This is a genomic window from Roseibium aquae, assembly GCF_008711285.1.
Classification (GTDB): Bacteria; Pseudomonadota; Alphaproteobacteria; order Rhizobiales; family Stappiaceae; genus Roseibium; species Roseibium aquae.
Genome location: NZ_VXDC01000007.1, coordinates 302,836 through 320,308 on the forward strand (window position 1 = coordinate 302,836; position 17,473 = coordinate 320,308).

A 17,473-nucleotide genomic window follows, 5' to 3' on the forward strand; every position below is an offset into this window, starting at 1 on the left:
CCCGGGTGCCCGTTCGACGGGCTGGTGGAACCGGCCCTGTTCCGGCTTGGCCACACGGGCACCGGCCCCGTAACCCCTGAAGTGTCGCTCGGCTGACATGTTTTACGTGTAAGTCCCAGCGCCTACCTCGAAAACACGCAGGCTTGTGCGATTTAGGGTGCGCGGCTTTCATGAGATGGCTAAGTAGCCATGTCACAAGGGGCCCAATCAAAACGACATCAATCGGGGGACGTTCCGGGCGAAGCGCCATGGCTATCAAGGGCAAGAATACCGATCCATTCGCCGACGACTATGTTCCGGCCACACCCATCACGCGCCTCAAGGAGGGGCGATGGCCGCTTGTCGCTGGAGTTTCGGCGATCACATGCGGCGCGGTGTTTTATGACGTTCCGGTTCTGTTTTCTGTTGCCTCGGGGCTCCTGCTCGCGGGGGCGACCGCCTATGTGCCGCGCAAGGCGCGGATGCGCAAAAGGGTTACCTCGGGTCCGCGCGCCATTCCCCGCATGTGGCCGGGGACGGGGATGAAGGTCACCGCCGATGCGCTCGCGAACCCCTGCTTTATCGCGGATGGCCGGGGCATCATCCGCTATGTCAACAAGGCCGCCGCAAAAAACCATGCCGGCGTGAAGCCGGGAGATCCCCTGTCCTTTTCCTTGCGGGCCCCCTCGCTTCTGGAAGCCTTTGACCGCGTTTGCGTTTCCGCGTCGCCCGAGCGCATCGTGTGGATGGAAAAGGTGCCGACCGAAGCCTGGTACGAAGCCCATCTTTCGCCGATCTACCTGCCGGGCTCGTCAGGCGCCGCGGAGCGGGGCGACGTGCCGGATTTCGTTCTTGTCGTCATCAACGATCTCACCGAACAAAGACGCCTGGAGCGGATGCGCACGGATTTTGTGGCCAATGCCAGCCACGAATTGCGCACGCCGCTGGCCTCCCTGACCGGGTTCATCGAGACCTTGCAGGGGCCAGCCAAGGAGGACGATGCGGCCCGCGAACGGTTCTTGAACATCATGCTGGAGCAGGCAGGCCGGATGCGCCGCCTGATTGACGATATCCTCTCCCTATCGCGGGTCGAGCTGAAGGCCCATGTGCGGCCCGACACGCCGGTCGATCTTGGGGAAGTGGTCCGGCATACGGTGGATTCGCTGGGGCCTCTGGCGCGCGAGCTGGAGGTGGCCATCGAAGTTCACTTTTCCGGTGGCCTGGCCGAAGTCAAAGGCGACCGGGACGAGCTGATCGAGGTTGTCGAAAACCTGATTGAAAACGCTCTGAAATACGGCAGCGCGGGCAAGCGGGTCGATGTCCGGATCGAAGCCGAAAAAGGCCCGGGCGATGGCATATCGAGCTGGGGGCTGCATGTCACCGACTACGGTGAGGGGATCCCGCCGGAACACCTGCCGCGCCTGACGGAGCGGTTTTATCGCGTGGATGTCGATTCCAGCCGGGTGATGCGGGGAACCGGACTGGGACTGGCTATCGTCAAGCATATCCTGACCCGGCACCGTGCCCGACTTGAAATCGTCAGCAGTCCGGGAAAAGGGGCAACATTTTCCGTCCGGTTTCCCCCGGACTGACCGTTTTCCGGTCTGACGGGCTCGCTTTGCCGCCCGGTCAATTTGGGCGTTTGTAAAAGGCATCCGCTCCGCCGGCCGTCCCTGGAAGACCAGGGCGGCTTGCTCCGAATTCGCGCCATCTGGTCCGGCCGGACCCGCGAAAGGTAAATCGGCCGGATCAGCACCCCGGCGTCGCCCGAAATTGCCTGATAGACATTCTCAAATCTGTCAAAATAGAAAAAAATGCCAATTAATTCAATGCGTTGAATTGTCATTAAAATGAAAAATAATCGTCATAGAAGTCACACGTGCCGGTTCTACGGTCTCGGCCATCGTTCGGGGGTATTAACCCTTGAACGTGTACCCAAGAAACCTTGACATTCAAAGGGAGTGGTCAAGTGAAATTTACGACCCTCGTTAGCGTGACGGCCCTCGCCGTTGCTTCCACTACAATGGTTGGTGCAGTTCAGGCGCGTGAAGAAATTCGCCGTGTCGGCTCTTCCACCGTGTTCCCCTACACGCAGGCCGTGGCAGAGCAGTTTGCAAACAACACCGGCTTTCCTTCCCCCATCGTCGAATCGACCGGAACGGGCGGTGGCATGCAGATCTTCTGCGGCGGCATCGGCGAGCAGTTCGCCGACATCACTGGCGCGTCGCGCCGCATGAAGGCATCCGAGTACCAGCTTTGCATGGACGGCGGAGTGACCAGCATCACCGAGGCCCGCATTGGCTCCGACGGCCTTTCTGTCGCGATTTCACGCGACGCGGATTTCGCGTGGGACCTGTCGCTGGCTGAAATTTACCTTGCGCTGGCCGCGCAGGTTCCGGTTGACGGTGCATGGGCAGACAACCCTTACACCACTTGGAACCAAATCAATCCGGACCTACCCGAAATCAAAATCGAAGTTCTGGGTCCTCCGCCGACATCCGGTACACGTGACGCGTTCGTCGAGTTGGCGATGTGGGCAGGTTGCGAAGATCTCGACTTCGTGAAGGAAGCCGGGCATGACGGCGATTGGGTCGAAGAGAACTGCTCGCGCATGCGCACTGACGGCCCGTTCATCGAGGCAGGCGAAAACGACAACTTGATCGTGCAGCGTCTGCAGGCCAACAAAGACGCAATGGGCATCTTCGGCTATTCCTTCTTGTACGAGAACCAGGATACGCTGAAGGCGGTAACGATCGGCGGAGTCGAGCCTGGAGCTGAAACCATCGCAGACGGATCATACCCGATCTCGCGTCCTTTGTTCTTCTACATCAAGAACGCGCATCGCGGCGTGATCCCCGGCTTCGAGGAATTCCTGGCCGAATACATGTCTGAAGACGCGCTGGCTCCGGGTGGCTACCTCGAGGAGCGTGGTCTGGTGCCGCTGTCCGAGGCGGCTCGTACCGAACTGCGTGAGCGTGTTGCAAACGCGGTACCCATGGACCCGATCAAGTAATTTGAAACTAGCGTTGACTGCCCGGCTTACACCGGGCAGTCCGACTACTTCTGAGGTTGGTCCTTATGACAGCTGTGCCTTTCATCATCTTGTTGCTAGCGGCTATTGTCGGCTATGCGATCAATATCCAAGCCGCCCGGGCCATTCGGTCAGGTGGTGACCGGCTCCATTCGCTCGAGCATTTTCACGGGCTTTTTTCGCTATTGCTTGTCGTTGTGCCAGCGTTGACCTTGGTTTTGATCTGGTTGGCTTTGCAAGGCAGCATCGTCGATGGCCTTGTGATGTCATCCTTGCCCAGCGGGGTTTTGGATGGTCTCGGCTCGGGCCAGATCCAGCTCATTGGGGCAGAGATCAGGTCCATAGCGGGAGGGCGGATTTTCGGCACGCCGGAGAACTGGAAGCTTGAGGCGGCGGATCGTTTGCTTGGCTATCGTCAGGCGTCCGGCTGGCTTCTGGTAACGGTTGTTACACTGATGTCGCTGGGGCTAATTTTCTTTGCGCGCAGCAAGGTTGCTGCTGAGTTCCGCGCTAGACAGGGGGTTGAGCGTATCACTCTCTGGCTGATGATTTTCTGCGCCGTCGTAGCAATTTTTACGACTGTAGGGATCGTTGCTGCTCTTACGTTTGAGACACTTAAGTTTTTCCAACGCGTTCCGGTAACTGAGTTTCTATTTGGACTAAACTGGGAGCCTCAGATCCCGATCCGCGAGGACCAAATCGCCGCCGAGGGGGCTTTCGGCGCCGTCCCGGTATTTCTTGGAACCATAGTTATTGCGACCGTCGCCCTCCTGATCGCGGTACCGGTGGGCCTATTCACGGCGATCTACCTTAATGAGTTTTCGCCTACATCCATCCGGAATGTAGTCAAGCCGATCCTTGAAATTCTCGCTGGCGTGCCGACCGTTGTTTATGGCTTTTTCGCGATCCTCGTGGTTGCGCCGGCAATCAGACAGTTTGGGCAGTCGATCGGGGTCGAGGTGGCATCGAATACCGCTCTTGCCGCGGGCGGGGTCATGGGGATCATGCTCATTCCGTTCATATCCTCTTTCGCAGACGACGCCCTTTCGGCAGTGCCGCGCAGCTTGCGTGATGGTGCTCTGGCACTTGGTGCGACCCGTGGAGAGATGATGCTTAATGTCCTTTTCCCTGCGGCCATCCCAGGTATCGTCGGGGGAATATTGCTGGCAGTGAGCCGTGCGATCGGTGAGACCATGATTGTCGTTATGGCCGCTGGTTTGATTGCACGCATGACAATCAATCCTCTGGACAGTGTGACTGCAGTGACGGTGCAGATCGTTACTCTGCTGATCGGTGACACCTCCTTTGACAATCCCAAAACCTTGGCGGCCTTTGCCTTGGGCATGATGTTGTTCATCGCAACCCTAGTGATCAACGTATTCGCCCTGCGTATCGTTCGCAAGTATCGTGAAATCTACGATTGAGGCCCGGCCGAAATGACTGACATTACATCTGAAGATAGCCGCAAGGCGTTATGTAACCCGACCACAGAAGCCGTTCGGAACAGCCTGTCCCGGCGTAATCGAAAGCAGGTGCTCCTGCAGAGCTTCGGCATTGCTGCAATCCTCTTTGCCATGGGGATGTTGTTTATTCTTCTTGGGTCAATAATCAGTAGTGGCTATCACGCGTTTACTCAGACCCATATTCAGCTTGAGGTCTATGTCGATCCCGAGGAAATCCCGGCCGATGGCCTGCCGCGCGGTGGCTTTAACGATGTGCTTGCGGCCGCAATGGCGGTACACTTTCCCGGGATTGATTTGGCCGACCGCGTCGCAAAGCGGGAACTGACGTCTATCCTATCCAATGGTGCCCAGTTCATTCTTCGCGACAAGGTGGTGTCGGATCCCTCGCTGATCGGACAGACCATATCGTTGAGTGTACCGGCATCAGATCCCTACGATCAGCTCAACAAGGGCTTGGTTGAACGGGATACGCCAGAGCAGTTCCGCCGTATTGATGACGCTGCGATTGCACGATTTGATCGGCTGAAAGAATTGGGAATGGTTTCGGCGCCTTTGAATACTGCGTTGATTACCAATGCGGACTCTCGTTTTCCCGAACTGGCCGGTCTGAAGGGCGCCCTTGTCGGTTCATTCTGGGCGCTGCTGGTCTGCTTTCTCATCTCTTTCCCGCTGGGGATTGGTGCAGCGATTTACCTTGAAGAGTTTGCGCCAAAGAATCGCTACAGCGACTTGATCGAGATCAACATCAATAACTTGGCAGCAGTACCGTCCGTCGTGTTCGGCTTGCTGGCGCTGGCTGTGTTTATCGGCTGGTTTGGCCTGCCCAGATCCGCCCCCTTTGTGGGCGGGCTCACTCTGGCTCTCATGACCATGCCGACAATCATTATCGCTACCCGAGCTGCGCTCAAGGCGGTGCCCCCGTCAATCCGTGAGGCCGCGCTGGGAGTGGGCGCATCCAAACATCAGGTGGTATTTGGGCACGTGCTGCCGCTGGCCATGCCGGGGATCCTGACCGGCACCATTATCGGCCTGGCGCAAGCGCTGGGCGAGACGGCCCCGCTTCTGCTGATCGGCATGAATGCATTCATCACGTCTGCGGCGACGTCGCCCTTTGATAGTGCTACCGCCTTGCCGACGCAGATTTTCATCTGGGCTGATAGTCCCGAAAGGGGCTTCGTTAGCCGAACCTCTGCGGCAATTTTGGTATTGTTGATGTTCTTGGTAACGATGAACGCAGTTGCGATCTTCCTGCGTAGCAAATTCGAACGGAAATGGTAATGAAGGACCCGGCTACCATGTTTGACACACCGCACTCGGCCATAGATGAAAGGCTGTCTGACACCAAGATTGCTGCCAAAAAGGTGCAGGTCTTCTATGGCGACACACACGCCATCAAGGATGTGGACATCAACATCCAGCCGCGCTCGGTGACCGCATTTATCGGCCCGTCGGGCTGCGGTAAATCGACCTTCCTGCGCTGTTTGAACCGCATGAACGACACGATCGATATCTGCCGGGTGGAAGGCGAGATCACCATCGACGGGGAAGACATTTACGACCCCAAGGTCGACCCGGTGCAGTTGCGCGCCAAGGTCGGAATGGTGTTCCAGAAGCCGAACCCCTTTCCCAAATCGATCTATGACAATATCGCGTACGGTCCGCGCATCCACGGTCTTGCCAAGAACAAGGCCGAGCTGGACGAAATCGTCTCGTCCAGCCTGCAAAAGGCCGGTCTTTGGAACGAGGCAAAGGACCGTCTGGACGAGCCGGGCACCGGCCTTTCGGGCGGGCAGCAGCAGCGCCTGTGCATCGCGCGGGCGATCGCGGTCAATCCGGAGGTGATCCTGATGGATGAGCCGTGTTCCGCTCTCGATCCGATCGCGACCGCCAAGGTCGAGGAACTGATCGACGAACTCCGGACGAACTACACGATCGTCATCGTCACCCACTCCATGCAGCAGGCCGCCCGCGTCTCCCAGCGCACGGCGTTCTTTCACCTTGGCATCCTTGTCGAGGAAGGCCTGACCCAGGACATCTTCACAAACCCGCAAGACAAGCGGACACAGGATTACATCACGGGCCGGTTCGGCTAGGATCGGATTTTTCAGTTTTTTGAAAAGGATAAGGCATGGCTGAGCATACAGTGAAGGCCTATGACGACGAGCTGACCGCCCTTGCCGGCCGGATCGCCGAAATGGGCGGTCTGGCGGAGAGCACGGTCAACGATGCCGTGGCCGCGTTGATGACCCAGGATCTGGAGCTTGCGCGTCGGACCATCGAGCAGGATGGCCGTCTGGACGAACTGCTCCAGGAAATCGAAATGCGCATCATCGAGCTGATCGCGCGGCGCCAACCCATGGGCAAGGACCTGCGGGAAGTTGTGTCGGCCGGCCGGATCGCGAACGATCTGGAGCGGGTGGGCGATCTTGCCAAGAACGTCGCCAAGCGGGTGATCGCTATCGACAGCGGGCTGACGTCCAAGAAGCTTGCCATTGGCGTGGAGCACATCACGGAACTTGCGCTCAATCAGATGAAGCGGGTTCTAGACGCCTACACCCGTCAGGACGCCAAGGCCGCCGCAGAAGTCCGCGAAAACGACGCGGAAGTCGATGCCATCTATACATCTCTGTTTCGCGAATTGCTCACCTACATGATGGAGGATCCGCGCAACATTACACAATGCGCCCATCTTTTGTTCTGCGCAAAGAATATCGAGCGGATTGGCGACCACGCGACCAACATCGCCGAAAATGTTTATTATATGGTCACTGGAGAACGACTTGAGGAAGAGCGTCCGAAAGTCGATGAAACCGGCGTGGTTTCAAATTAAGTGTGACCGGCGGCCGTCGCCGCCGGTTTCTTCTTGTGCGGAGTGACAGGGAATGCCGAAGGTCCTTATCGTTGAAGATGAAGAGCCGTTGAGCCTCCTTTTGCGGTATAACCTGGAAGCGGAGGGGTACGCCGTCGAGGCCTGTGCCCGTGGAGATGAAGCTGAGATCCGCTTGCGGGAAAGCCAGCCGGACCTCGTGCTTTTGGATTGGATGCTGCCGGGGCTGTCCGGTATCGAACTGTGCCGGCGTTTGCGGGCCCGCGAAGACACCGAGCGTTTGCCCGTGATCATGCTGACGGCCCGCGGCGAAGAGGCGGAGCGGATCCGCGGTCTGTCGACCGGCGCTGACGACTACGTTGTGAAGCCGTTTTCGGTGCCCGAACTGATGGCCCGTGTCCGGGCGATCTTGCGCCGGGCGAGCCCCGAGGTCGTCTCTTCCATGTTGCGTTCCGGGGACATCGAGCTGGATCGCGAAACCCATCGGGTGCGCCGCAGTGCGAAAGAGATCCATCTCGGCCCGACCGAGTTCCGGCTGCTCGAATTTCTGATGACATCGCCCGGGCGGGTGTTTTCCCGCGAACAGCTTCTGGACGGGGTCTGGGGGCATGATGTCTATGTGGACGAACGGACCGTCGACGTGCATGTCGGGCGCTTGCGCAAGGCCCTCAACCGGGGCAAGGCGCGCGACCCGATCCGCACCGTCCGGGGTGCGGGCTATGCCTTCAACGACCAGTTCGGCGCGGCCGGCTGACGAAATCCGGCTTTCAATTCCGGGTCTCCCAGGTGGCGGTCATCCGCTCGCCGCGATCTGGAGAACCCGGCACAGGCGAACAAAAAACCCGGCTTGCGCCGGGTTTTTTGGTGCGTATGGGGATCAGGTCCGCTCAGGAGGCCGCCCGTACATTGGTGCGCCGGTCCCGGCGCCGGTCGCTGACTGGCTGGTACGCAATCTTGCAATGGTGCGCGCAATAGGGAACCCCAACGTCCGACTGGCGGCCGCAGAAGTAGAAATCGTCCTTGCTCGGGTCGCCGATCGGCCATTTGCAGGTCCGCTCGGTCAATTCCAGGATCGATGCCCGGCTGGATATCGGCACGAGGTCCGCGACCGGTTTCGCCTGTGCGGCAGGCACAGCCTCGGCTAGAGGGGCGCTTTCCATTTTGAGGGCGGCCGAACCCTGGGTGAGGGGCTTCGCCGTATGCTGCGATGTTCCGGCCGTCCCGGCGGGGGCGACCTTTTTCCGCCGTGTCTTGGGCGCGGTCGTGGTCGTCTTCGCGCGTCCGGACAGGCCAAGACGGTGCACCTTGCCGATCACCGCGTTGCGCGTGACGCCGCCCAGTTCTCCGGCGATCTGGCTTGCGCTCAGGCCGTCGCCCCAGAGTTTCTTGAGAAGCTCTACGCGTTCTGTTGTCCAACTCATGTGCCGCACCTCTTGCCCGTGACCCAGCCACCAGACATTAACCTTGTGTTAGGGAACGTGAAGCACGACCCCTCACGGCATATCTTGTGCCTACGAGTGATTTATGCACGAGATCTCGTGTCTGATAGGCCAAACATTACAATAGCCTGGAAAGCCAGCGCAACAATCGTGCCCAAGTGAGCTGGGGATGACGCAACTTTTCCCCATTTTATCGATACCTTTCATTAACTTTCTCTATGGGCCGCCGGGAGGCATCGCGCATTGACAGACCCCGGTCGACCGGCTCTATAATAAAGCCTTACGTGTGCCGCCTCTTCGGGGCGGCACGCTGCGTTTCAGCCCGCACTCCAACCGGTATGGATGAGCCCTTCCTGCCCATGGGCCGGCAGATACCTTTTGTCTATGGGAGACATGGATTATGTCATCGGCGACGTCGCTGTTCGGAAACTATGCCAGATCGGACCTTGAGTTCGATCGCGGTCACGGCGTTTGGCTGGAAACATCCGATGGCCGCCGCTACCTCGATTGCGGGTCCGGGATCGCGGTGAACGCGCTTGGCCACTGCCACCCCCATCTTGTGGAAGCGGTCAAGGCCCAGGCCGAGAAGCTCTGGCATGTCTCCAATCTTCATCGCATTCCCGAGCAGGAGGAACTTGGCGCCCGTCTGACGGCGGCGACGTTTGCCGACAAGGTTCTGTTCTGCAATTCCGGCGCGGAGGCGATGGAAGCGGCGATCAAGGCCGCACGGCGGTATTTCTACGACCGGGGACAACCCGACCGGTATCAGATCATCACCTTTGAAGGTGCCTTTCACGGCCGCACACTGGGGACGATTGCGGCGGGCGGGCAGGCCAAATACCTCGAGGGCTTCGGGCCCAAGGCGCCGGGCTTCGATCAGGTGGCCGCAGGCGATCTCGATGCCCTGAAGCAGGTCATGGGTCCGCACACGGCCGCCTTCGCGATCGAGCCCATCCAGGGCGAGGGCGGGATCCGGGAGATCCCGACGGAATTCCTGCGCCAGCTTCGCCAAATCTGCGATGAAACCGGCTGCCTGCTGATTTTCGACGAAATCCAGACGGGTATTGGCCGGACCGGAAAGCTGTTCGCGCACGAATGGGCGGGTGTCTCGCCAGATCTCATGGCGGTGGCCAAGGGACTGGGCGGCGGGTTTCCGGTCGGTGCGTGCCTGGCCACCGAAGAGGTCGCGGCCAGCCTCGTGCCGGGCACCCATGGCACGACCTTTGGCGGCAACCCGATGGCCATGGCGGTTGGCTTGGCGGTGCTGGACGTCGTTCTGGCGGAAGGCTTCCTGGAAGAGGTTCAAACCAAGGGCCTCAGTTTCAAGCAGAAGCTCGCGGGCCTGGTCGATACCCATCCGGACATCTTCGAACAGGTGCGGGGCAGGGGGCTTCTGCTCGGCATCAAATGCAAGGTGCCGGCAGGGGAATTCGTTGGAGCGGCGCGTGCCGAAGGTCTCCTGGCGGTTCCCGCCGGCGACAATGTGGTGCGGATCCTCCCGCCCTTGACAATCACGGAAGCAGAAATCGCGGATGCGGCCGCCCGGCTGGACAGGGCCGCCGCGCGCATGGAAGAAGAGCTCGCGGGCAAGGGAGCCGCCTGAATATGGAAAACCGTCATTTTCTCGACCTCACGGAATTCACCGGCGAGGAATTACGCACCGTGCTGGACACAGCGAAAAAGCTGAAGACGCAGCGGTCCGGATGCCACCGCGGGCAAGGGCCGCTCGCCGGCAAGGTTCTGGCGATGGTGTTCGAGCAACCCTCGACCCGCACGCGCATCTCCTTCGATGTCGGCATGCGCGAGCTGGGCGGGGAAACGCTCATGCTCACCGGTGCGGAAATGCAGCTGGGCCGCGGCGAGACGATCGCGGACACCGCAAGGGTCCTGTCCCGGTTCGTCGATGCGATCATGATCCGGATCCTTGACCCGAACGCCCTGCGCGAGCTTGCGGACAACGCCACGGTGCCCGTGATCAACGGTCTGACCAAGACCTCGCACCCCTGTCAGATCATGGCGGACATTCTGACCTTCGAGGATCACAGGGGCTCGATTGCCGGCAAGACCGTGACCTGGACAGGGGATTCCAACAATGTGCTGGCCTCCTGGGTTCATGCCGCCTCGCGGTTTGACTTCGCGCTGCGCGTTGCGACCCCGAAGGAACTGGCGCCGCCGCGGGATCTGATCGACCGGGCCTTGGCTGAGGGGGCGGAAATCACCCTGACCGACGACCCGTTCGAGGCCGCTAGAGGATCCGACTGTGTCGTCACCGATTGCTGGGTGTCCATGGGAGACGACGATTCTGAGAACCGTCACAACCTGCTGAAAGCTTATCAGGTGAACGAGCGGTTGATGAAGGAAACCAATCCGGGGTCCTTGTTCATGCATTGCCTGCCCGCTCATCGCGGCGAGGAAGTGACCTCGGAGGTGATGGACGGCCCGCATTCCGTCGTCTTCGACGAGGCGGAGAACAGGCTCCACGCGCAAAAAGGCATTCTGGCCTGGTGCTTCAACGCGCTCTGAGCCAACGAACTTCAAAGGAGCCCGGTGTGGCTTTCAGTCTTGACGAATTCGGTATCGAACCGGCCGGTGTCGATGCCGTCCGGCCCTTTTCCGTGGAGGGGCTCGATGTGCGCGGACGGGCGGTGGCGCTCGGTCCGGTGGTCGAGCGCATCCTCGGCCGTCATGATTATCCCGAGCCGGTGTCCCGGCTTCTTGCCGAAGCGATGGTGCTGACCAGTTTGCTCGGCACATCGCTCAAGTTTCAGGGCCGGTTCACGCTTCAAACGCAGACCGATGGGCCGGTGTCCATGCTCGTCGTGGATTTTTCCTCGCCAGATGCCCTGCGTGCCTATGCAAGCTTCGACGCCGAGCGGGTCGAGGAGGCCGTGTCGTCCGGCAACGCCACGCCGCAAATGCTCCTGGGGCACGGCCATCTGGCCATGACCATCGATCAGGGCCGCCACATGCAGCGCTATCAAGGGCTGGTCGAACTGGACGGCATCTCTCTGGAAGAGGTCGCCCGGCGCTACTTTGCCCGGTCCGAGCAAATCCCGACCGAAGTCCGGCTGGCCGTTGGCGAAGTGTTCACGCGCCAGGCCGGGGAGGGGCCCAGCCATGGCTGGTCGGCTGGCGGTGTCCTGATCCAGTTTCTGCCCGAGGCGCCCGACCGTATGCGGGCGCCGGACCTTGACCCCGGCGACGCGCCGGAGGGAACCAAGGCCCACGCTGTCGACGAGGACGATGCCTGGATCGAGGCCAAGGCGCTGGTCGACACCGTCAAGGATCTCGAGTTGACGGATCCTGACATCAGTGTGGAGCGCCTGTTGTTCCGGCTGTTTCACGAGCGTGGGGTGCGGCTGTTCGATCCGCAGCCGATCGAGGATCGGTGCCAGTGTTCGCGGGAGAAAGTGGCCGGAGTGCTGAACAATTTCGGATCAGAAGAGCTGGCGGACATGGTGGTGGATGACAAGATTGTCGTGACCTGCGAGTTCTGCAGCACCCGCTACGAGTTCGATCCCAAGTAAGCCCGCGCTTCGCGCTGTGACAATCGGTTACAATTGCGCGCTTGTGTTTCCCCGTCAGGCCCCGGATACCGATCCCATGGGCCTGGCTGGGGTTTCCCGGATGAAACCGCCGCCAACCAGAGCATCGGGCGCTCTGTCAAGACGCCCAAAGATGCTCGGGACCTCAAGAAGCGATCAGCTTCGGGGGGCAATCGATGCCGATTGAACGCCCGCTGATCTAGGCTCTTCTCCTGAGTTCGTATGCCGGGAAAAGCATATAGACTGGGGGAATGGAGGCGCTCCTTGGCGCGAGGAAGGGAAACGAATGTTGAAGTCCGTCGATCATTCTGGACCTCAAGGACAGACACCGGTCGAGTATCAGGTCCCATCTGAGCAACGCCGCCCGGGCCGTGCCATGCTGATCGCAAAAGCTTTCCTGCAAGCGGCGATCGTTTTCGCCATCCTGGTTGGTGCGGTTCAGGTGATGAATACCCTCGTCGCAACCAGACCCGAGGTACCCAAGCGCGCGGCTCAGGAAAGAAGCTACGCGGCCGAGACCGCGGTTCTCGTGAAAGGCAGCCATACGCCAACCATTTCCGTTTTCGGGGAAGCGACGGCCGGACGCACCGTCGACCTGCGGACCCTTGTCGGCGGCGAAGTCGTTTCCGTGCATCCGGAGCTGAAAGCTGGCGGGCTTGTGAAAAAAGACGACGAACTGGTGGTGATCGACAGCTTCGACTTCGAAGGCGCCGTGACCGAGGCGCGCGCCAACCTGGCCGAGGCCGAGGCCGGCTTGGTCGAAAGCAAGGGGCGTGTGGAACTGGAGCGCGCAAATGTCGTGCGCGCCCGCGAGCAGCTTGAATTCGCGCAGCGCGACCTCGACCGCGCGGAAGATCTCATTGCCCGCGGTTCCGTTACCGAACGCACGGTCGACGAACGCCGCCTGCTGGTGTCGCAACGACAGCAGACGCTAGAGCAGCGGCAGAACGCACTGACCCTGGAAGAGGCCAAGGTGCGCCAGCAGGAAGCGGCGATCCAGCGTCTCGAATGGCGGCTGCGGAATGCCCGGCGCCAGCTCGAGAACACGGTTCTCAAGGCGCCCTTCGACGCGGTGGTCCGGGCCGAAGGCGCGCAGCGCGGTCGCCTGGTCGGTGTCAACGACGTGGTGGCGTCGATTTACGCGCGCGATGAATTGGAAGTCCGGTTTACCCTGTCCGACAACCAGTACGGCCGGTTGGTGGCGGAAGCGGGCACCGTGGTGGGCCGACCTGTCAACGTGACATGGTCGTTGGGAAACCGGGTTTTGTCCTACGATGCCGTCATCGACCGGATCGGCGCTGACGTTGCCAGCACAAGAGGCGGTGTTGATGTCTTTGCCAGGGTCACCCTGCAGGAAGACCAGACGCCGCTCAGGCCGGGCGCGTTTGTCGAGGTGTTCGTGCCCGACCAGACATACGATGGAAGCTTCCGGATCCCCGAAACGGCGTATTACGGGCAAGGGACCGTTTATGTCGTGGAAGAGGAGCGTCTCATTCCCCGGACGGTTGAGGCGCTGGCCCTGGATGGGCAGCACCTCATTGTCAGGGGCGACCTGCAGACCGGAGAAGTTGTTTTGACCACCCGCATCCCCGAAGCGGGAGAAGGGCTCCGGGTGCGCCCGGTGGCGGACGGGCAACCGGGCGAAACGCCGGCCGCGGCCCGCGCCGCGCAAACGTCCACTCCCGCCGCCCCAGCCGCGTCCGTGGCGCAATAGGAGGCTGCCATGAACCAGCAACGCCTGATGCGCGGCACGGTGGAAACGATCGTGCAGCATCCAAACCTGGCCAACCTGATCATGGCCATCATGGTGCTGTTTGGGGCCTATGGCCTTGCCAAGCTCAACACCCAGTTTTTTCCAACCATCACGACGGACAGGATCACCGTCAGCATTCCGTGGTCCGGCGCCAGTGCGGAAGATGTCACCAGCAACATTCTCGAGGTGATCGAACCCGAGCTGCGCTTCATCGACAATCTGGACGAGATTACCTCCTATGGCCGGGAGGGCAGCGCGACGGCAGTCCTGGAGTTCGTCGAAGGCGCCGACATGCAAAAGGCGCTGTCGGACGTGGAGCAGGCCATCTCCGGCATCACGACCTTGCCGCAGGACGCCGAAACGCCGACCGTTTCCGCGTCCACCTTCACCGATGGTGTGGCGACTATCGCCTTGCGCGGGCCGTTTCCCGAAGAGGCCTTGAAAACCTTTGCCCGGCAGATCCGCGACGATCTTCTGGATCGGGGGATCGACAAGGTCGAGTTGCGCGGATACCGCAAGCCCGAATATGTCGTCGAAATCGCGGAACGGGAACTGCGGCGTCTCGACCTGACCGTCGCGGACGTGGCCGCGCGCATTGCCGGAAACACTGTCGATATTCCCGCCGGGACGATAGACGGCGCCGTGGAACGCCAGATCCGGGCGGTTGCGGAGGACCAATCGGCCGCCTCGATCGCCGGCGTTGAGGTCAAGGCGCTGGCCTCCGGCGAGAAAACCCGGATTGCCGATATCGGGACTGTTTTCCGCGATTACGATGACGGCGACAACCAGGGTTTTTCAGGCGGGTCCAGGGCAATCGAGATCGATGTCTTGCGCGTTGAAAGCACCGATACGCTCAAGGCCGCTGCCATTCTGGAAGCCTATCTTGAAGAGATCGAGCCTCAACTGCCTCCAACGCTGGAAATACTCCGGTATGATGTGAGCGCCAATCTGGTCGAGGGCCGTATTTCCCTGTTGCTGGAGAACGGTCTGTCTGGCCTGGCTTTGGTAGTCGCGATCCTGTTCCTCTTCTTGAACGCGCGCATCGCCTTCTGGGTGGCGGCCGGAATTCCGGTCGCCATGATGGCCACCTTGGGGATCATGTGGCTGCTGGGGGAAAGCATCAACATGATTTCGCTTTTCGCGCTGATCATGATGCTGGGCGTGATCGTCGATGACGCGATCGTTGTCGGCGAACACACCGCCACACGCCAGTCGATGGGGGACGATCCGCAAGAGGCGGCAGTCAATGGCGCCCGCACCATGCTGGCCCCCATCATCGCGGCCAGTGCGACAACCATCGCAGCCTTCCTGCCCATTTTGCTGATCGGCGATGTGATCGGCCAGATCATGGGAACGCTTCCCGTGGTGGTCGTGGCCGTGGTGATTGCCTCATTGATCGAATGCTTTTTCATCCTGCCGGGCCATCTGGCCCACGCCATGGGAAAGAAACCGGCCTGGAACTGGTGGCGTGTGGTGGTGCTTGCCGGCGCCCCCGCGCTATTCCTGAGCGGTCTTGCCAGCCAGCCCGATCTTGCCGTCCCGCCGGTTCTTGATCCGCTGGCGCTGACCTTGCGCGCGCTGGCGGACCGCGTTGGCTTGATCGGCTTCGAGATGCTGGTGATCGCGGCCTGCTTCCTGGCTGCCCTTGCCCTTGAAGGCGTTTTTCAGGCCATGCGGCGGAAGCGCGCCGGCACGGTTTGGGAAGATCAGCCAAGCCGGTTCCGCCGCGGGTTCGATGCGGGCTTTGGCTGGATCCGGGACTATCCGTTTCATGGCCTCGTGCGCCTTTCCGTCAACTGGCGCTATGTCACCTTTGCCCTCGCCATTGCCAGCCTCATCCTTGCCGTCGGCCTGGTGCGCGGCGGGCGGGTCGGTTTCACATTCTTCCCCTCGCCGGAAGCGGAAAACCTCTCGGCGTCCATCTTCTTTCATGCCGGGATCCCGGAAGACCAGGCAATCGCGGGCATCACGCTGATCGAGCAGGCACTCAAACAGGCCGAGCGCCGTCTTGCCGGCGAGGATGGCGCGCCGCTTGTGGTCGCCACCTATGCCACGCTGGGACAGGCCGGCAACAATCGCGGAGACAATGTTGCCAATATCAATGTGCAACTGTCCCAGTCGGAACAGCGCACGGTGCGGACCCCCGACATCGTTCGGGCCTGGCGGGCGGCCGTTCCGGAAATCCCGGGGATCTCGCGCGTCGCCATTGCCGAACGCCGGGGCGGCCCCCCGGGCCGCGATCTGGACATCAGGTTGAGCGGGGCGCCGTTGCAGGATCTCAAGGCGGCGGCGCAGGAACTGCAAGCGGAGCTGTCGGCTTTTCCCGGGACGAGCGGGGTGACGGACGATCTGCCCTATGGCAAGCCCGAACTCCTGCTGGAGTTGACGCCACGCGGCCGCGCGCTGGGGTTCACCGTTGAAAGCGCGGCGCGCCAGGTCCGGGATGCGTTCCAGGGCAACATTGCCCGGCGTTTCGCCGAAGGCGACGAGGAGGTTTCGGTTCGGGTCCGGCAGGCGATGGAGGCCGGTGGGACCGGTGCCTTGCGCGATCTGTCGATCCGGACCCCGAACGGCGAGTTCGTGCCGCTGACGGAAGTGGTGAACCTGCGCGATGCGCAAGGCTTTTCGGTGATCCTGCGCCGGGACGGGAAGACCGTGGTTACTGTTGTTGCCGATGTGGACAGCACCGTGACCTCCAGCAATGAGATCGTGGCCGATCTCAGCGCCGGTTTCCTGCCCCGGCTCGCCGAGAAATACGGGCTGTCCTACAGCTTCTCCGGAAAGGCGGAAGAGCAGGCAAATGCGTTCTCGGATTTGCTGACGGGTGTGTTGATGGCGGTTGCAGGTATCTACATCATCCTCGCGGCCATATTCGCGAGCTATTCCCGGCCTCTTGTGGTGATGTCCATTATCCCCTTCGGTGTCGTCGGGGCGATTGTTGGCCATTACGTCATGGGCTTCAAACTGACCATTCTCAGTTTCATTGGGTTGTTGGGATTGGCCGGTATCCTGGTCAACAACTCGATCATTCTGGTCGCGCGTTATGATGAGCGTTTGCGCGCCGGCGAGGGTGTGCGGCAGGCGGCCATCGCGGCAAGCCGGGACCGGTTACGGGCCGTGATTCTGACATCGCTGACCACGGTCGGCGGGCTTTTGCCGCTCATGTTCGAAACCAGCCTGCAGGCCCAGTTCCTCTTGCCGATGGCGATCACCATCGTGTTCGGCCTTGGTTCGGCGACCATTCTGGTTCTCGTTCTGGTTCCGGCGCTGCTCACCATTGCCGATGACATTGCCGGCATGATCCAATTCCGGAAAGGGCGCGCGCGGCCAAGGCCGGATCCGCTGACGCCGGTCCCGGCGGAGTAAGCGGCCGACGCCCAGCTGTTGAAAAATCGGCCCCGTGGAAACCGGGTGGGCGTTCCGACGCGCGGCCGCA

General features: G+C 61.0%; 13 protein-coding genes. 12 read left to right on the forward strand and 1 reads right to left on the reverse strand.

What is annotated here, in order from left to right; translation table 11 throughout:
* Nucleotides 1–248: 248 nt before the first annotated feature.
* From F0184_RS13370 to phoB, 7 genes are all read left to right on the forward strand, one after another.
* Nucleotides 249–1,571 carry an ATP-binding protein gene (locus tag F0184_RS13370; protein WP_150496683.1) on the forward strand — a complete coding sequence of 441 codons (1,323 nt, stop codon included), beginning with the start codon at nucleotides 249–251 and terminating at the stop codon, nucleotides 1,569–1,571.
* Nucleotides 1,572–1,948: 377 nt separating this feature from the next.
* The gene (locus tag F0184_RS13375) at nucleotides 1,949–2,992 is read left to right on the forward strand and encodes a substrate-binding domain-containing protein (protein WP_244299173.1); all 1,044 of its coding nucleotides are present in this window, start codon (nucleotides 1,949–1,951) and stop codon (nucleotides 2,990–2,992) included.
* A gap of 65 nt (nucleotides 2,993–3,057) precedes the next feature.
* Nucleotides 3,058–4,434 (forward strand): phosphate ABC transporter permease subunit PstC, encoded by a 1,377-nt coding sequence (gene pstC / locus F0184_RS13380; protein ID WP_150496684.1) that lies wholly within the window; start codon nucleotides 3,058–3,060, stop codon nucleotides 4,432–4,434.
* Nucleotides 4,435–4,446: 12 nt separating this feature from the next.
* Nucleotides 4,447–5,751, forward strand: coding sequence for a phosphate ABC transporter permease PstA (pstA, locus tag F0184_RS13385; RefSeq protein WP_150496685.1), 1,305 nt, complete (start codon nucleotides 4,447–4,449; stop codon nucleotides 5,749–5,751).
* 17 nt (nucleotides 5,752–5,768) lie between these two features.
* The gene (pstB, locus tag F0184_RS13390) at nucleotides 5,769–6,566 is read left to right on the forward strand and encodes a phosphate ABC transporter ATP-binding protein PstB (protein WP_150496686.1); all 798 of its coding nucleotides are present in this window, start codon (nucleotides 5,769–5,771) and stop codon (nucleotides 6,564–6,566) included.
* A gap of 35 nt (nucleotides 6,567–6,601) precedes the next feature.
* Nucleotides 6,602–7,303 (forward strand): phosphate signaling complex protein PhoU, encoded by a 702-nt coding sequence (gene phoU / locus F0184_RS13395; protein ID WP_150496687.1) that lies wholly within the window; start codon nucleotides 6,602–6,604, stop codon nucleotides 7,301–7,303.
* 52 nt (nucleotides 7,304–7,355) lie between these two features.
* Nucleotides 7,356–8,054 (forward strand): phosphate regulon transcriptional regulator PhoB, encoded by a 699-nt coding sequence (gene phoB / locus F0184_RS13400; protein WP_150496688.1) that lies wholly within the window; start codon nucleotides 7,356–7,358, stop codon nucleotides 8,052–8,054.
* A 133-nt stretch (nucleotides 8,055–8,187) separates the two neighbouring features.
* Here phoB and F0184_RS13405 read toward each other — a convergent pair whose 3' ends face one another.
* Complete coding sequence (locus tag F0184_RS13405; RefSeq protein WP_150496689.1) at nucleotides 8,188–8,721, reverse strand: GcrA family cell cycle regulator; 534 nt, start codon at nucleotides 8,719–8,721, stop codon at nucleotides 8,188–8,190.
* A 418-nt stretch (nucleotides 8,722–9,139) separates the two neighbouring features.
* Between F0184_RS13405 and F0184_RS13410 the strand changes: the two genes are divergently transcribed.
* From F0184_RS13410 to F0184_RS13430, 5 genes are all read left to right on the forward strand, one after another.
* On the forward strand, nucleotides 9,140–10,342 hold the full coding sequence (locus F0184_RS13410) for an aspartate aminotransferase family protein (protein WP_150496690.1): 1,203 nt from the start codon (nucleotides 9,140–9,142) through the stop codon (nucleotides 10,340–10,342).
* Nucleotides 10,343–10,344: 2 nt separating this feature from the next.
* A complete protein-coding gene (gene argF / locus F0184_RS13415; protein WP_150496691.1) occupies nucleotides 10,345–11,262 on the forward strand; it encodes an ornithine carbamoyltransferase in 918 nt (305 codons plus the stop codon).
* A gap of 26 nt (nucleotides 11,263–11,288) precedes the next feature.
* Nucleotides 11,289–12,266 (forward strand): Hsp33 family molecular chaperone, encoded by a 978-nt coding sequence (locus F0184_RS13420; RefSeq protein ID WP_150496692.1) that lies wholly within the window; start codon nucleotides 11,289–11,291, stop codon nucleotides 12,264–12,266.
* Between the two features lie 304 nt (nucleotides 12,267–12,570).
* Nucleotides 12,571–13,998, forward strand: a complete 1,428-nt coding sequence (locus F0184_RS13425) for an efflux RND transporter periplasmic adaptor subunit (protein ID WP_150496693.1) — start codon at nucleotides 12,571–12,573, stop codon at nucleotides 13,996–13,998.
* 9 nt (nucleotides 13,999–14,007) lie between these two features.
* Entirely contained in the window at nucleotides 14,008–17,403 is a 3,396-nt protein-coding gene (locus F0184_RS13430) for an efflux RND transporter permease subunit (RefSeq protein WP_208998470.1), read from the forward strand.
* Nucleotides 17,404–17,473 lie beyond the last annotated feature (70 nt).

Coding starts and splice junctions, on each gene's coding strand:
- F0184_RS13370 (WP_150496683.1), top strand. CDS start 249: ATGGCTATCAAGGGCAAGAATACCGATCCATTCGCCGACGACTATGTT.
- pstC (WP_150496684.1), top strand. CDS start 3,058: ATGACAGCTGTGCCTTTCATCATCTTGTTGCTAGCGGCTATTGTCGGC.
- pstA (WP_150496685.1), top strand. CDS start 4,447: ATGACTGACATTACATCTGAAGATAGCCGCAAGGCGTTATGTAACCCG.
- pstB (WP_150496686.1), top strand. CDS start 5,769: ATGTTTGACACACCGCACTCGGCCATAGATGAAAGGCTGTCTGACACC.
- phoU (WP_150496687.1), top strand. CDS start 6,602: ATGGCTGAGCATACAGTGAAGGCCTATGACGACGAGCTGACCGCCCTT.
- phoB (WP_150496688.1), top strand. CDS start 7,356: ATGCCGAAGGTCCTTATCGTTGAAGATGAAGAGCCGTTGAGCCTCCTT.
- F0184_RS13405 (WP_150496689.1), bottom strand. CDS start 8,721: ATGAGTTGGACAACAGAACGCGTAGAGCTTCTCAAGAAACTCTGGGGC.
- F0184_RS13410 (WP_150496690.1), top strand. CDS start 9,140: ATGTCATCGGCGACGTCGCTGTTCGGAAACTATGCCAGATCGGACCTT.
- argF (WP_150496691.1), top strand. CDS start 10,345: ATGGAAAACCGTCATTTTCTCGACCTCACGGAATTCACCGGCGAGGAA.
- F0184_RS13425 (WP_150496693.1), top strand. CDS start 12,571: ATGTTGAAGTCCGTCGATCATTCTGGACCTCAAGGACAGACACCGGTC.
- F0184_RS13430 (WP_208998470.1), top strand. CDS start 14,008: ATGAACCAGCAACGCCTGATGCGCGGCACGGTGGAAACGATCGTGCAG.